General features: G+C 35.7%; 17 protein-coding genes. 5 read left to right on the forward strand and 12 right to left on the reverse strand.

The features are described from left to right. Positions 1 to 214: 214 nt before the first annotated feature. The 4 genes from rpsF (at position 215) to ABJ955_RS10655 (ending at position 1861) form a co-directional block, all read left to right on the forward strand. Positions 215 to 553 (forward strand): 30S ribosomal protein S6, encoded by a 339-nt coding sequence (rpsF, locus tag ABJ955_RS10640; protein ID WP_347374605.1) that lies wholly within the window; start codon positions 215 to 217, stop codon positions 551 to 553. 3 nt (positions 554 to 556) lie between these two features. Then, positions 557 to 853 (forward strand): 30S ribosomal protein S18, encoded by a 297-nt coding sequence (gene rpsR / locus ABJ955_RS10645; protein ID WP_111881944.1) that lies wholly within the window; start codon positions 557 to 559, stop codon positions 851 to 853. A gap of 15 nt (positions 854 to 868) precedes the next feature. Next, a complete protein-coding gene (gene rplI / locus ABJ955_RS10650; RefSeq protein WP_347374606.1) occupies positions 869 to 1321 on the forward strand; it encodes a 50S ribosomal protein L9 in 453 nt (150 codons plus the stop codon). 66 nt (positions 1322 to 1387) lie between these two features. Further along, complete coding sequence (locus ABJ955_RS10655; RefSeq protein WP_347374607.1) at positions 1388 to 1861, forward strand: DUF6495 family protein; 474 nt, start codon at positions 1388 to 1390, stop codon at positions 1859 to 1861. A 145-nt stretch (positions 1862 to 2006) separates the two neighbouring features. Here ABJ955_RS10655 and ABJ955_RS10660 read toward each other — a convergent pair whose 3' ends face one another. After that, on the reverse strand, positions 2007 to 3248 hold the full coding sequence (locus tag ABJ955_RS10660; RefSeq protein WP_347374608.1) for an ABC transporter permease: 1242 nt from the start codon (positions 3246 to 3248) through the stop codon (positions 2007 to 2009). 159 nt (positions 3249 to 3407) lie between these two features. Between ABJ955_RS10660 and hisS the strand changes: the two genes are divergently transcribed. After that, the gene (gene hisS, locus ABJ955_RS10665) at positions 3408 to 4781 is read left to right on the forward strand and encodes a histidine--tRNA ligase (RefSeq protein ID WP_347374609.1); all 1374 of its coding nucleotides are present in this window, start codon (positions 3408 to 3410) and stop codon (positions 4779 to 4781) included. Positions 4782 to 5041: 260 nt separating this feature from the next. Here the strand turns inward: hisS and ABJ955_RS10670 are convergent, their stop codons facing one another. The 11 genes from ABJ955_RS10670 to ABJ955_RS10720 form a co-directional block, all read right to left on the reverse strand. Next, a complete protein-coding gene (locus ABJ955_RS10670; protein ID WP_347374610.1) occupies positions 5042 to 5875 on the reverse strand; it encodes a DUF1266 domain-containing protein in 834 nt (277 codons plus the stop codon). Between the two features lie 70 nt (positions 5876 to 5945). Next, on the reverse strand, positions 5946 to 6140 hold the full coding sequence (locus ABJ955_RS10675; RefSeq protein ID WP_347374611.1) for a LemA family protein: 195 nt from the start codon (positions 6138 to 6140) through the stop codon (positions 5946 to 5948). Between the two features lie 18 nt (positions 6141 to 6158). Next, positions 6159 to 6881, reverse strand: coding sequence for a hypothetical protein (locus ABJ955_RS10680; RefSeq protein ID WP_347374612.1), 723 nt, complete (start codon positions 6879 to 6881; stop codon positions 6159 to 6161). A 2-nt stretch (positions 6882 to 6883) separates the two neighbouring features. Beyond that, positions 6884 to 8761 (reverse strand): hypothetical protein, encoded by a 1878-nt coding sequence (locus ABJ955_RS10685; RefSeq protein ID WP_347374613.1) that lies wholly within the window; start codon positions 8759 to 8761, stop codon positions 6884 to 6886. A gap of 3 nt (positions 8762 to 8764) precedes the next feature. After that, the gene (locus ABJ955_RS10690; RefSeq protein ID WP_347374614.1) at positions 8765 to 8917 is read right to left on the reverse strand and encodes a hypothetical protein; all 153 of its coding nucleotides are present in this window, start codon (positions 8915 to 8917) and stop codon (positions 8765 to 8767) included. Positions 8918 to 8942: 25 nt separating this feature from the next. Continuing rightward, entirely contained in the window at positions 8943 to 10277 is a 1335-nt protein-coding gene (locus tag ABJ955_RS10695; RefSeq protein WP_347374615.1) for a hypothetical protein, read from the reverse strand. 8 nt (positions 10278 to 10285) lie between these two features. Then, positions 10286 to 10627, reverse strand: a complete 342-nt coding sequence (locus ABJ955_RS10700; protein ID WP_347374616.1) for a hypothetical protein — start codon at positions 10625 to 10627, stop codon at positions 10286 to 10288. Next, a complete protein-coding gene (locus tag ABJ955_RS10705) occupies positions 10628 to 11797 on the reverse strand; it encodes a hypothetical protein (protein WP_347374617.1) in 1170 nt (389 codons plus the stop codon). After that, entirely contained in the window at positions 11794 to 12240 is a 447-nt protein-coding gene (locus ABJ955_RS10710) for a hypothetical protein (RefSeq protein WP_347374618.1), read from the reverse strand. Before ABJ955_RS10710 ends, ABJ955_RS10705 begins: the two co-directional genes overlap by 4 nt. Before the next feature lie 202 nt (positions 12241 to 12442). Then, the gene (locus ABJ955_RS10715; RefSeq protein ID WP_347374619.1) at positions 12443 to 13210 is read right to left on the reverse strand and encodes a hypothetical protein; all 768 of its coding nucleotides are present in this window, start codon (positions 13208 to 13210) and stop codon (positions 12443 to 12445) included. Position 13211: 1 nt separating this feature from the next. Continuing rightward, the gene (locus tag ABJ955_RS10720; protein WP_347374620.1) at positions 13212 to 14288 is read right to left on the reverse strand and encodes a hypothetical protein; all 1077 of its coding nucleotides are present in this window, start codon (positions 14286 to 14288) and stop codon (positions 13212 to 13214) included. Between the last annotated feature and the right edge of the window lie 33 nt (positions 14289 to 14321).

A 14321-nucleotide genomic window follows, 5' to 3' on the forward strand; every position in this document is an offset into this window, starting at 1 on the left:
ATAAGCAGGTTTTACTTATAGCAATATTAGTTAAATAATCGATGAAATACAACTATTTTTTGGCTATAAACAAAAATTGAACACACTTTGGCATTGAGACAGAAAGTTTTAAGTATAGTTGCTTTTTGGTTTGATAATACCAAATAAAGTATTATTTTTGCACCCTCTTTGGCAGAAGGCCAGAGATTTAATTATTAATTTTAATAGATTTTTTATGAATCATTACGAAACTGTTTTCATCTTAAATCCCGTTTTATCTGAAGATCAGATAAAGGAGACAGTAAAGAAATACGAAGATCTTCTTGTTTCTAAAGGTGCTAAGATGATATCCAAAGAAAATTGGGGCTTGAAAAAACTTGCTTACCCAATTCAAAACAAAAAAAGTGGGTTTTATCACCTGTTTGAATTTACTGTTGATGGTGAAGTAGTAAACGAACTTGAAACTGAATTTAAAAGGGACGAACGTTTTATGCGTTACCTTACAGTAAGCCTTGACAAACACGCAATTGCTTGGGCAGAAAAAAGAAGAAACCGCGATAAAAAATCAGCATAAGTTATGGCAACATTACAACAACAAGCAAAAGGAAAAAAAGACGGAGAGATCAGATATCTTACTCCTCTTAATATAGAGACCAACAAAACAAAAAAATACTGTCGTTTCAAAAGATCAGGTATTAAGTATGTTGATTATAAAGATGCAGATTTCTTATTGAAGTTTGTAAATGAACAAGGTAAAATTCTTCCAAGAAGGCTTACTGGAACTTCATTAAAGTACCAACGTAAAGTGGCTGTAGCTGTTAAAAGAGCAAGACACTTAGCACTTATGCCGTATGTAGCGGATTTATTAAAATAAAAACCAGAGAAAATTATGGAACTTATATTAAAAAAAGACGTAGAAAATCTGGGATTTACAGATGATCTTGTAAACGTTAAAAACGGTTACGGAAGAAACTTTTTGATTCCTCATGGGCATGCAGTACTAGCTACGCCTTCAGCTAAAAAAGTATTGGCTGAAACTTTAAAGCAACGTGCTTTCAAAGAGAAAAAAATAATTGATGCAGCTACAGCCGAATCAGAAAAATTAAATGGACTTGAAATTAAAATCACTGCCAAAACTGGTGAGGGTGATAGATTGTTTGGTTCAGTAACTAACGGCGATCTTGCTGAAGCACTTGATAAAGCTGGTGTTTCTATCGAGAAAAAGTATATCAGTGTTGCTGGTGGCGCAATTAAGCGTACTGGGCAATATGATGCTACAATCCGTTTCCACAGAGATGTGGTTAGCAACTTTACTTTTGAAGTAGTTGCAGAAGCTAAATAAAAAACACGATTAATTGTTAATAAGCCTTCCTCGTTTTCGGGGAAGGTTTTATTATTTTATACCACAATGAAGTACGCTAGATTAACAAAAGAACAATTTGAAGAATTACACCAAGAATTTATTAATTTTCTTGCTACACAATCTATCACCGGTGAAGAATGGAAAAAACTTAAAGCAGAACAACCTGAAGCAGCAGAGCAGGAGCTCGATGTTTTTAGCGATTTAATCTGGGAAGGGGTTTTAAATAAAGTTAAATACTTAGAGCATATTTCTCCCAGTCAATTGATGCTTTTTCATATTTCAGATGCATTTATTGAGCTTGTAGCCATTAAAATTGAAGATACAAATATCGATATTACAACTAAATATGGATATAAATGGCTGCAACAAAACATTCAAGATGATAGAGTGAGTCTTTATACATCAACAAAAGCAATTAAAGAAGACCGTAATAAAGATATTTTTGCTTTAATCCAACAAGGTGCTGTTATTACAAAAGGGGAATTATATACTTATTTTAGCGATTTATTGAGTGAATAAAGATTTTTAATATTCAGAATTCAAAAATTAAACGTTTTAAAAAAAGATTTACTTCAGCATATAGTTTTATAAAGCGCTATAGCATTCTATAAAATTTGGTCTTTGTTATTTAGTTGGAATTTGGAGGATGTACTTTGTAATTTTTTTATTCGTAACGCAAACTTTCTATTGGGTCTAAGCCAGCTGCTTTTGAAGCTGGATACGAACCAGCAATTACCGCGACTAAAAAGGTAATAATGGTGGCCCACGTTATAGCTGCCCATGGTAATTCAAAATCAAAACTAAAAATTTGAGCAAAAGCAAACCCGGTTAATATTCCGAGAATAATTCCGAGAATGCTTCCTAATTGTCCTATAACAATAGTTTCCATAAAAAATTGGGTGGAAATAGTGGAACGTTTTGCGCCTAAAGCTTTTCGCACTCCAATCTCACGTGTACGTTCACTTACAGAAACAAGCATTATATTCATTAAAGCAATGGAAGAGCCAAGAATAGTGATGATACTTATAATCCATGCGGCCCATTCCAAATAGCTTGTGATGGAAGCAATACGGTTTATTAAATCGTCACTGCGTTCTATTCCAAAATTGTTTTTTTCCACAGGATTTAAGCCACGAATGTTTCTAAAAGTAATAATAGCTTCATCCTGCGCAGCTTCCATAAGCTGTTTGTCATCAACTTTAACACTAATATTGTAGTTTATATTTGGTTCTGTATAAATGCCGCGCGCAACTTGTACTGGAATTAACACCTTTAAGTCTTGGTTGTTACCAAATGTGGAGCCTTTTGATTCCAGTAAACCAACTATTTTAAATTTTATTCCCCGAATGGAAATAGTTTTATTTATAGGGTCTTCATTCGCAAAGAGATTTTTAACAAAATCAGAACCAATCAAACAGACTTTATTATTGTTTTCGACATCAAAAACGGTGAAATTTCTACCGCTATCTATTTCTGTTCCTGTGTTTTCTAAATAATTTTCATTAACACCATAAACCTGTACTTCAGGATCGGTTTTTTCGGAACCGTATTTTACTTCCGCAGTTGAAGTTCCTCTAAATGAAAGTGATGTTTTTGTAGCTGGAAATTCATATTTGGCCAAAAATTCACGAACATTATTATAGCTGATTATCGGGTTTATTTTTTCCTTTTCACCTCTATTGTTAGATTGAACATTAAATTCGTATTGCTGTATGTTGAAAGTATTTGCCCCCATAGAGGCGAAACTTCCAGAAATAGTTATTTCCAATGCTTTTACAGCACTTAAAATACCTACGAGTGCCCAAATACCAATACCTATAATAACAATGGTAAGAATGGTTCTTAACAACTGGCTTTTAATGGAATCCAGTGCAATGCGGACATTTTCCCAAAAAAGTGAAAACATAGTTTTAGTTTGTGTTTCTCGTTAGACTCTAAAAGCGTGATAAAGTTACAGAAATACTATAAAGCAAATAATTATTCGAACAATCTTATTGTGGTAAACTTCATTTATATTTAAGATATTTGCCAATTCAGAAATACAAATTTCATAAACACATACGTTTTGTCAAAAAAACCATCCATTCCAAAAGGTACGCGCGATTTTAATCCGGAAGAAGTTTCAAAGCGCAATTATATTTTCAATACAATAAAGGAAGCATTTTCATTGTATGGGTTTCAGCCTATTGAAACACCTTCATTTGAAAATAGCGACACTCTCATGGGAAAATACGGGGATGAAGGAGACCGATTGATATTTAAAATCTTAAATAGTGGGGATTATTTAGCGAAGGTTGCAGATAATTTGTATTCTGAAAAAGACAGCGCTAAAATAACTTCAAAAATCTCTGAAAAAGCACTTCGTTATGATTTAACCGTTCCGTTTGCGCGCTACGTTGTGCAACACCAAAACGAAATTACATTTCCTTTTAAACGCTACCAAATTCAACCAGTTTGGCGTGCTGATAGGCCACAAAAAGGACGTTTTCGTGAATTTTTTCAATGCGATGCAGATGTAGTGGGTTCTAAATCTCTTTGGCAAGAAGTGGAGTTTGTGCAATTGTACGATGCTGTGTTTGCTAAACTTGGCTTAAAAGGAACGACTATAAAAATAAACAATAGAAAAATTTTAAGCGGAATTGCCGAAACAATTGGCGCTGAAGATGCGTTGATAGATTTTACGGTAGCCTTAGATAAACTCGATAAAATAGGAGAGGAGGGTGTAAAAAAAGAAATGCGTGAAAAAGGTATTTCAGAAGATGCGCTTCAAAAACTACACCCTTTATTTTCATTAACGGGTTCAGCTTCAGATCAGTTAAAAAGCTTAAAAGAACTATTAAGCAATTCAGAAACTGGAATTCAAGGTGTTACGGAGATGGAATTTATCACTGATACCATAGAAACTCTTGGTTTGCAAGTAGCTTCATTGCAAATAGATGTTACTTTGGCCAGAGGATTAAATTATTATACAGGAGCCATTTTTGAAGTTTCAGCGCCTGCTGAAGTCAGTATGGGAAGTATTGGCGGCGGTGGAAGATATGATGATCTTACCGGAATCTTTGGATTAAAAGATATGAGTGGGGTTGGTATTTCATTTGGGCTTGACCGAATTTATCTTGTTTTGGAAGAATTAAACCTTTTCCCAGAAACCATTTTAGAAAATAGTAAGGCTCTTTTTATCAATTTTGGAGCAAAAGAAGCGCTTTATGCAATGAAAGCAATAGCAAAACTTAGAAAAGTGGGCGTTAATGCAGAACTATATCCCGATGCTACAAAAATGGGCAAGCAAATGGGCTACGCCGATAAACGGAATATTCCTTTTGCAATTCTTACTGGCGAAAAGGAGATAGCCGCAGAAAAATATACACTTAAAAATATGAAAAGTGGGGAGCAAAGCGAACTTACTTTCTTAGAATTGGAAGCAGTATTAAAGATATAATAGTTTATAATGAAAGTCTTAATTACACATAAATTATTGTTTTCTAATTGATTAAGGGTAAAATTGCTTAATAAAAACCTATTGTAAGTTAAGTTTATCACCTTAAAAGTAAAGCAAATAAAAAACCCTTCAGAAATGAAGGGTTTTTTTGTAGCGAGAGCGAGACTTGAACTCGCGACCTCCGGGTTATGAAAATTTAAAAACACCCTTCAAAACACTTTAAAAAGCTTTATAATCAATAAGTTGCATATAATTTTATTTTACATAATATTATTTGATATCAAGGAAGTTTGCCATTTTATGGTGTTCCACGGACTGTCTGGGTTTTCCAAAACCTGTTTGTAAAGGTGGTATACTTCTTCTTTGTACGTACTGGAATCGGCACTCATATCTATGGTAAAACCAAGGGCAAAGCTTTTTCCAAAATCTTCCCAAGAGGAAAAATGTTGCAAGGCCAATGCTTTGGCAAAATTGATGACCTTCCAGGCTTCTTCCTCAGAAATAAGATTGCCGGTATAGGCTTTACGTGCCTGCCCGACCAATACTGTCGCATCATAACCTGCCACACCAAGCTGTAATTCGGAATCAAAAATGATGATGCCCTTTTGCTTTAAGGTGTTCAAGGCTTCCCCAGAACTTAAGGTTTTCAAATAACGATGGGCCCGCTCATTACTGCCGAATTTTTGATCCATTAGTTCACCCCATTTTTCTTGAGGTTCGTTTTCAATCATTCTTTGGATAAAATCAAAGTACCATCGGCGACCATCTTTCATAAAATACTCGGTCAAATTCCAATATCCTTCTACAGTGTCAATGCCCCAACCTTCCAGATAGGGCCTAACATCTTTGGCATTGAGAAATGACAGGGTGTTGGTGTTCGCTTTCCACCATTCGGAAATGGGTGTATACAAGGCTAAGCCAAATAATTGTTCTTCATTGAGTTCACTGTTTGGCGACTTTCTAAATTTTGCCTTCGTTTTGTCTGGGGCATCGTATTCTTTTTTTCCAATTTTAAAATAACGAATTGCATAAGAAGCACTGGCTACGAATAGTATAACATAACCGTACCAAGGTATGTTTTCTAACATTTGCATAATTTATGGGTTTAAAAGTTGATTAACGTTGATTTCTTTATGTTCCGATTTTGGGATTTCCAAAAGTGAACTAACTAGGTTTATCTTTTCGAATAGCTGCAACAATACTTGCGGGAAACATTTGTATGGTATTATTGTAGCTTGTTACCGCTGCATTGTAAGCACGTCGAGCAGCGGATATCTGGTCTTCAATATCAGAAAGTTCATACTCGAAGGTAGTAAGTCCGATAAACACTGGAATTAAAATGATGATAATGATTTTCATAGTACTTTTTTAAAATGGTTATATGCGTAACTGTTGAAATTTCCACTCAAAGGGTTTGCCTAAAGACTGGATTGTTTTTAAGTGATCTAACTCAAATTTTTTTAAGGTTTCCTCATATTCAGGTTCATCGTCTTCATTGCGAGTTTCGGTTATGATTTTCAGTGTTTTATTTTGAAAATCAATATTGTAATAGATTTCATTAGCCGATATCCTTTGGGTTACACTTTCCTTGTATTCGACCAATTCAAAAGCTCTATTTTGAAACCTGAAAATATATTCGTGGGAAGACCATGTTGTACATTCCCGACTCCGCCATATATAAAAATCAATTTGCAAATCTCCATTTGGAAGAATTTGAAGCCCTTTAAAAGGCTCGTCCATTGTGGGTGAATCATGATTTACGATAAATGTGTTGGATTGCAACTTCTTCTTGAATTTTCCATTGTGCTTACCAAAATAGATACCCAATATTCTAGGTTTAAATTCCAATGTATCTCTTTCCGACAGCTGAATTTTAGTAAGACCTTTTCTTTTGGAACCTTCAATGGCAACGACCAAATCTTCAACACCATCCCCGTTCAAGTCTCCTGAAGCTTTTAACAAAATTTTCCAATCGGTTGGGATAATCTCGTGCAGGGTCCTTCCCTTGGCGGCTAGCTCCGGCAAGATATGTCCACTTTGGGCGTGAAACACCTGAACCAAAAAGACAGCTATTAACAATGCTACGTTCCTAAAACTCATTTCTAATTCATTTTCAATACTAATTCATTGTTTAGATACACGTATATGACATTTTTGTTGGTCTTAAGTGTGTCTTCTGAACCAGGATTTATAATCACTTCTTCAGATTTGAGGGCGAAAACAAGGGTGTCCTCAACCTCATTTATTTCTACAATTTCCGTCAAATATGTTTCTTCATCACTTCCTTCAATATCCAGGGGTCCGATATGTTTTAAACTTCCGTTTTCAAGAACAAAAATCTCGCCCCCAAATGGATATTCGTATGCCTTTTGGCAAATAATGATGACCTTGTTTGATATGTCGCTTTTATAGAAATGGGGTTCAAAAAGGTATGCATCGCCCACGCCCTGTGATTTAAACACTATTTCGTTAGACGCATCAAGCATTAAAAGCCTATCTCCCCAATTTGTTTCGGTTTCTGTATCCGATGCAAAACGTTTTCCCTCCTCTGGAATGTAATTACCACTTACAATTTTATACCCGTTCAATTCAAATGAATGTGCTATATCAAAGTTGTCTATTTGGAGGCTTTCCGTTTTCTGGGGATGGTATTCTGGATATGAAAAGCTTTCAACATTGGTTTCAACATATTTCTTGCCATTGAATTCTAAAATAGTGTTTTTAAAGTGAAAGGATTTTTCTGTTCGGCATTCTCCGGCATTATCTTTATAATCTTTGGTTTCCACTATTTTATTATTGACCATAAAGTTAAAATACCCATCAGATTTTTTTGTACCGGGCACCAAAGTTTTTCTCTTCTGAACAAATTCACCGTCACAATCACCATCCCATTCTCCTCCATAGTTCATCACACTATAGTTGTGCAATACTTTTTTTAAGGAATCACCAGATTTTATGAATAATGATAGTGTTTTATTTAAATAGGGATTGACCCGTGACATTCCGTGGTAATTCACGCGTATTCCAAAAGCGTCTATTTTCTCGTTAATGCGATACAGGGCCGTGTCTATGATTATTTTTCGCAATTCAATTGCGTCTGAGACCCATTGGTTCGATTGGTAGCTTTCAAAGTGCTTGTTCATTATTTTTCCAGAACGTTTGTCTGCAATAACAATGTAGCTGTTGAGGTCAAAATATTGTTCACCTTCATTTACGACTTCTGGGATGACCACAATCTTTTCGTTGGGATTGTGAGGGTGTTCCAGAGTAGTGATCAAATTGGTCTTTGTTTGCACCCAATCCAATTTCAGATCTTTTAAAACGCCATTGATCAGCGCAAAATCCTTAAAGGAATCGTTCAATCTTTTGGTATCTATTTTTTTTATGGTACCATCACCCCTAATCTCATATTCAATTTCCTCCACCTCTCTGATATTGCTCCAAAAGATTCTGTTTACCATTACTTTGTTTTCGCTAATGCGGGAGACTGTTCTGGACATGCCTTCGGCTATTTCATCATAGGCTACGACCTGATGTGCAAGAACGTTTCCTTCGGCATTGTAATTGACTAGAACCGACTCCATTTCATTGTCTCCGTGTTTAACGGTTGTGACAATGGTGTGAAAATTCGTATTCACTGGTATTGTATAGATGGAGATTGCTCTGTAATTGTGGCCTTCCGAATTAAAATCAGGATAGATTTGGTCCAATTTCAAAGCGTTGACATCTACTTCATCATAATCGCCTTCATCGTTAAAACTGTCAAAATTTGTGTCTTCGAACTGTGGCAATTTTTTAGTTTGGATATTGGCAATTACTTTGGTAAAATCTAAATGCACACTTTTAGGTAAAGTGTCTAAAGCCGTTTCAATGATTTCAACGGCGCCTTGGATGTCGACCTCCGGCTCTTTTTCCGTTTTGGATTTTTCACCACATGAGATCATTAATACTATTAGGATTATGTAATAGTTGGTTTTCATAGTTTACTGGTTATGGCTTATATAGCTCGCAATGGTCAATTCACGGTCGTATATTGTTTTTTCATAAGAATCTATCTGGGCATATAAAACGCCAGCCTTTATCCCAAATAGCTGGGGCGTGATTCCAAGAAATACCGTTATTAATTTTAATCGCATTTACTAATATAAAAAGCTTTAATGTTTAGTCGATTAATGAGGATTTTAAGGTCCCTATCTTAAAGTTTTCAGCATCTATAACTGTTAAAATATAGGTTTCTTCTAAGATTACATTACCACCGGCACCACCTCCTTCGTTGGTAAGCGTTAGGTATATGGTTTGGGGTTCATTGGTTCCGTTAATGACCACCTCATTAAAATCATAATTACTTAAAGTAAATCCCTCATTGTCTTTTATGTTTAAAACATTATTGGTAAACGTGATTTTAATGGAATCAAAATTATCCTGTTTCTGCCATTCGTTCAGTATGTGGTCTTTGAGAGCCAAAATAAAGTTTTGAGGGTCAATATTTTCAACGGCATCTGGATTCATATTGATTTCATCTTCGGTTAAATCCGATTTTTGGGAATTGACCAAAATAATAAAGTCCTGGCCATATTCAAAAACATCGGTCTGTGACCATTGCCATGATTTTGACTCTCGCATATTTATACCCGTAACCTTATAACTCACCGTAATCGTTTTATTGGTTTCATTTTTCTGTATCAAAATTTCATCAAAAGTGGTCTGAATAGTGGCAGTATTGGGCATAGTGGGACAACTTCTCAATTTTTCCATAGCGACCGTATCTTTGGCAAACCACTTTCGCAAAAAGCTGAGCTGCTTGTCGGAACATTGGTGGCCCAAATCTAAGGCCGATACAATTTGGCACCATAGTACACGACTGTTTCCTTCCGAGTCGTAGCCCCATTCGCATTCGTTACCAATATCAAAGGCTACAAGACCCAAGGCTGCTTTTTCTTGGGGTATGATATTTTGCAAAAAGGATTGGTTGATTACCATAGTGTTTACCTCGGCACCCACTGCTTCATCATAGGCTATTTTGCGGCTTAAAAATTGTACCGCATGGTTGTTAGATGTTATTTTTCTGGCATCAACGGCCCATTCTAAAATCTCAATCTCTTCTTCATCACCGGCCTTAACTAGACTATCCATTTTCCATTGTACCGCAATAATATCTCCTTGTCTAAAATTGTATTCTTGATTATTCATCCAATCCCAAGTATATACCAATGAAACATCAATACCATTTTTTTTGCCGATGAGTAAGTAGACATCTGCATCGTCGTAATAATCGCTAAACTCTAGGGTGTCGGTATATATTTCATCAAACACCACCGGTTTGTTAGGCCGTAATGCACTGCTTAATATTGAGGGCTTTTTATTGGTTACTAGCGTGTCAACTTGCTCCTGAATTGTTTCTGTTTTCTGAACTTTTGTTTCACGTATGTTTTTCTCTTTAACACTTTGATTACAGGAAACAAGCGAAAGGAGCAGTATAAATATTATCTGTTTCATTTGTGATTTTATATTACGTCAATGACTTTTTCGAGTAAATAATGCACTATGGCAACGAGTACGCTAATCATTAGCAAAACCACCAAACGGATAATGGTCTTTTTGGAGTTGTTTTTCAGTTTCTTTCGTAGGTAAAAAACATCCAACAACACGAAGCAACTTGCTATGACACTCCCAACCCATAGTCCTACCTGAATCATTCCTATATCAAAAAAAAGATGCAACAAATATCCCAGTCCTTCTTCGCTAACCGTATTAGAGCCTAAAAGCAAACGCATATAGCCTATACCTATGCACAATGACAACAGTATCCAAAACAGATAGGTCAATATATGTTTTAAAATTCGCATCTATAACATTTCTTTTGTGCAAACAGTATCTCTTTCATCTTCTTCGGGTATCCCTTTAAGTTTCTCAAATAATTGGGCGTCGGCCATATTTAGTCCTTGCGTCACATCGCATACATAGATAAAAGCATCTTCTTGATTGCTGCTTTGGGTTTTGTAGACTGAATTTGTCAATATCCAACTATTGTCATTAAAAGCTATGTGATGGTAGGCCTCGTTAAATCCACGGTCAGGAAATACGGTTTTAATGAAAAAGCCGTTCGCTTCTGCAAGCACATCAACTATTTGATTGCCACCATCTTCAGAAAAATTGGTTGTTTTTAAGCTGAAATGAAATTTTTCTCCATCATTTGTAAAGAGCAATAGTTCGCCACCTTGATAAGGACCGGCACTTACTATTTTATCGAGTGCACCATCGTTGTTTATATCAATATCTCTTATAAAAAAATGCTCGTTTTCTACGTAATCCGAAAAAATGTAGGTGCTATTGGATTTTTCATCTTGATACGGGGCAGGACTTTCATTATTGTCAATAAAACCTGCTTCAAATAAGTCTTCAAAAATCTGCTTTTTTGAAGCATTTAAATGGGATGCAAAATCAGCATCAAATTTTGGATGTGGCCCGTCAAAGAGAAAGAATAGCACAGATTTTGCTTTTTCATCACCTAACTCATTTATTAAAAAGTACTTTTCGTTTTCCTTGATGTGGTTTAGTACATGGTTTTGAAAGTAATTGACCGCATCTGCTTCCCAATGGCCATTCTCACAAATACTGATGATGTTTTTTTCATAACCAGGGTATTTATTGGTACTCAACAAATAAAACAAGTATTCTATATAATGTTCACTGTGTTCGTAAAGCTCATGGGGGGCGTCATTTGGTGTATCCCAGCCAAAATAGTTTTGAAATTGTTTAAAATCCTTAGGAAACTGCCGTAGAAATTCTTCTTCGTCTTTATCTTTCATGGATTTATACAGGTTTAGGATGTTGATTTCCAATGGTTTTTTTTCTTGAATCTGGGCCGGAGCTTCCCATTCGTTCTCGTTTATGTTTTCTACCGATTCCATATGGGAGGATATTGAATCTTTAGCTTTTTGCTCTTTTTCAACACGCTTGTTCTCTCGACCACAAGACAGTAATATGAGTGCTAGAATGACAAATTGAAATTTCATTTTACACTTTTTGATTTAGGATAAATATCGATTGAAATAATATTGTATAGGTTATCGGCTTTTAAGAATTCCCCTTCCTTGAAATAATTGATTTCGCCACAGTATAGGCTTGAATCATTTGCGCAGGGCTCATAATAAAATTCTGCCAATCGATAATTCTGATACATGCCCAATTCTTCGGTAACAAAGCCCCCTAAATCTTCTTCGTGGTTAATAAAATAGCCGGTACCTGCAACTCCCAAAAAGCCAAAGGTCTTGCCTCCGTATTCATAAATATAAATGGCTTTTTCTCCTGAATACGAAAGTGGTTTTCCCGTGGTATGGTTGGTTTCCAAGTGTTCCTTTATTTTTTCTTGTATGGCTTTTTGAACTTTGGAATAATCCTTATCAGGGTATTTTACCAAATACAAATTGGGATATACCTTAGATTGGATGAACCGCATATTTTTAAAAAAGAAGTGATTGATGCCTATTCCAAAGATAACAACTGCCAGTACTGTTAAAGTTACCTTTACCCTGATTTTCTTTCTTAAAACCCACTTAACAAATACAACACCCAGGAGCACCAGGCTAGCTAATAAGAGGAGCAGAAAGATGACGAGGATTATTTCCATGGGTTTGTTTGTTGTTACAGGTATCGGCTTACTAATTATAATGTTGTTTTATTTCGTTTAGGATTGTGAAAATAATCCTGTCGTTCTTTTCTATTTCCCTTCTCTTCCAAAAGGTATATTTCCAATATTTACTATGTAAATTTTGGGAGTCGGCTTTAAAATAGAGGTTTTCAAAAAAAGTCTCTTTATTTTTCTGTTTTTTTATTTCTTCGTAGGTGGACAACAATTCGTTCACTTGGTTTTCAAAAACCTTTTGGTATAGACTTTTGGGAGTGTTCTTAAAAAAGTCGCCACTGTACTTATCAAACGCATCTCGTAAGTGTTCCGGGTTACGGAATCGGTTCAAAAAACCGAGGGTAAGTCTATTAGCCAATGAGGTGTTCTTTTTAAAGAGGTTGGGTAAAAACCTACGGTCAAGAACAAGATGGTCATAGTCTATACAAGAACCGATCGTAGCCTTTAAAAATGCCAGTTCACCAAAATCATCGACAACAACATTCAATAGGTTGTTTAAGCATATAGCATCAAGTTCACCTTTGGCCTGATAGTGCTGCATGCACAGGTTAATTGTTGCATGATCTGGTTTGCTGAAGTCTATAGATTGATGGCTGAATGTGTTGCCATAAAGCAATTCTTCCCTGGCAGACCTATCGGCTATCATTTGTTTTTCAATCGTTTCATTGAAAAAATCGCCTTGCTGTTTCCTTTCAATCAACCTTAGCGATTGGGAGGAAAAATAATAGGCCAATCCTACAAGGCAAAGACCGACAATAGCAAAGATGGTTACCAATTTTTTCATATCAATCTTTGTAATGATTCTGAATTTCCTTTAGTATGGTATATACTTCGACAGCGTTACTTTCAGAAAGACGACGGTCCCAAAAACTAAACGGCCATGAATAGTGGAACGAGCGGGTATATTTCTGGGAAGGGAAATCCAGAAAACCATCGTCGGAAATATCATTTTCCGCATAAAACTTGACATAGTTTGGGGTTGCTATTATAGTGTCATACACTTCTATTAAGTCGTTGACAAGCTGTTTGCAGAGCTCGTCATATCTCCTTTTTGAGAAGAAGGTATAGATGTAGGGTTTGTTGTGATTCCATAGACTGTTGATACTTTCTGCCGACCGGTCATACGATTTTATCTTTTGCCCTATGTACAATAGTTGGCTCATACGCTCAAAAAAAGCATAGTCCTCTGCATCTCCCAAATCGCCATAATTTTCTTCTAAATCATGATATTCATATTCACTAGGCACAACATACATTAACTCGTAGTTTTGCCTGTGGAATTCTTTTGTGTTTTTATCGTTATCAAATGTAACGTTCAAAACAGTATTCCAATACGCCTCCCCATATTCCTGGCTTTCCAAACCGGCCATTATCTCACCTCTTATCGTGTTTTGATAGGAAACATTATCTATATTGTTCAAACCAAAATTTAACAGGAAGGCTTCGTAACCGTGCAATGCATTTCTATATTCTTGAAAGTGCTTAAAGGCGTTAAGCTCTTTACTTACCGAAGAATTTTTATCAGATAATCCATAAACACGTTTTTCTTGAAGTGCGTAACGTTCCTTTCTTTTTGTATAGGATGAATACTCGATATAAGCATAAAAAAATGCTGCCGCAAGGAAAGCCCCGACCATTACCAACAATACTACAGTAAAGAACTTCTTTTTTGATAGGGCTAAAAGAGCCAATATAAGAAGACAGAAAATTGCAGATGCTGTAAATAGTATTTGGGCAAACGTCATCATAAATCGTTCTACTTTTTTTTGGTTTAATATTCCACGATAAGCACCAATGGAAAAGTTTGGTTTCCGAAGTGAACTTAAGTAAGGAATGGTTTGGTCAGGGTAAAGATGGAGCAATGGTATTTCCTTTCAAATAGCCAATCTATTTTC

The sequence above is a fragment of the Aequorivita sp. Q41 genome (genome assembly GCF_039831855.1).
In the GTDB taxonomy this organism is placed as follows: domain Bacteria; phylum Bacteroidota; class Bacteroidia; order Flavobacteriales; family Flavobacteriaceae; genus Aequorivita.

Coding starts and splice junctions, on each gene's coding strand:
- rpsF (WP_347374605.1), top strand. CDS start 215: ATGAATCATTACGAAACTGTTTTCATCTTAAATCCCGTTTTATCTGAA.
- rpsR (WP_111881944.1), top strand. CDS start 557: ATGGCAACATTACAACAACAAGCAAAAGGAAAAAAAGACGGAGAGATC.
- rplI (WP_347374606.1), top strand. CDS start 869: ATGGAACTTATATTAAAAAAAGACGTAGAAAATCTGGGATTTACAGAT.
- ABJ955_RS10655 (WP_347374607.1), top strand. CDS start 1,388: ATGAAGTACGCTAGATTAACAAAAGAACAATTTGAAGAATTACACCAA.
- ABJ955_RS10660 (WP_347374608.1), bottom strand. CDS start 3,248: ATGTTTTCACTTTTTTGGGAAAATGTCCGCATTGCACTGGATTCCATT.
- ABJ955_RS10670 (WP_347374610.1), bottom strand. CDS start 5,875: ATGCAAATGTTAGAAAACATACCTTGGTACGGTTATGTTATACTATTC.
- ABJ955_RS10675 (WP_347374611.1), bottom strand. CDS start 6,140: ATGAAAATCATTATCATCATTTTAATTCCAGTGTTTATCGGACTTACT.
- ABJ955_RS10680 (WP_347374612.1), bottom strand. CDS start 6,881: ATGAGTTTTAGGAACGTAGCATTGTTAATAGCTGTCTTTTTGGTTCAG.
- ABJ955_RS10685 (WP_347374613.1), bottom strand. CDS start 8,761: ATGAAAACCAACTATTACATAATCCTAATAGTATTAATGATCTCATGT.
- ABJ955_RS10690 (WP_347374614.1), bottom strand. CDS start 8,917: ATGCGATTAAAATTAATAACGGTATTTCTTGGAATCACGCCCCAGCTA.
- ABJ955_RS10695 (WP_347374615.1), bottom strand. CDS start 10,277: ATGAAACAGATAATATTTATACTGCTCCTTTCGCTTGTTTCCTGTAAT.
- ABJ955_RS10700 (WP_347374616.1), bottom strand. CDS start 10,627: ATGCGAATTTTAAAACATATATTGACCTATCTGTTTTGGATACTGTTG.
- ABJ955_RS10705 (WP_347374617.1), bottom strand. CDS start 11,797: ATGAAATTTCAATTTGTCATTCTAGCACTCATATTACTGTCTTGTGGT.
- ABJ955_RS10710 (WP_347374618.1), bottom strand. CDS start 12,240: ATGCGGTTCATCCAATCTAAGGTATATCCCAATTTGTATTTGGTAAAA.
- ABJ955_RS10715 (WP_347374619.1), bottom strand. CDS start 13,210: ATGAAAAAATTGGTAACCATCTTTGCTATTGTCGGTCTTTGCCTTGTA.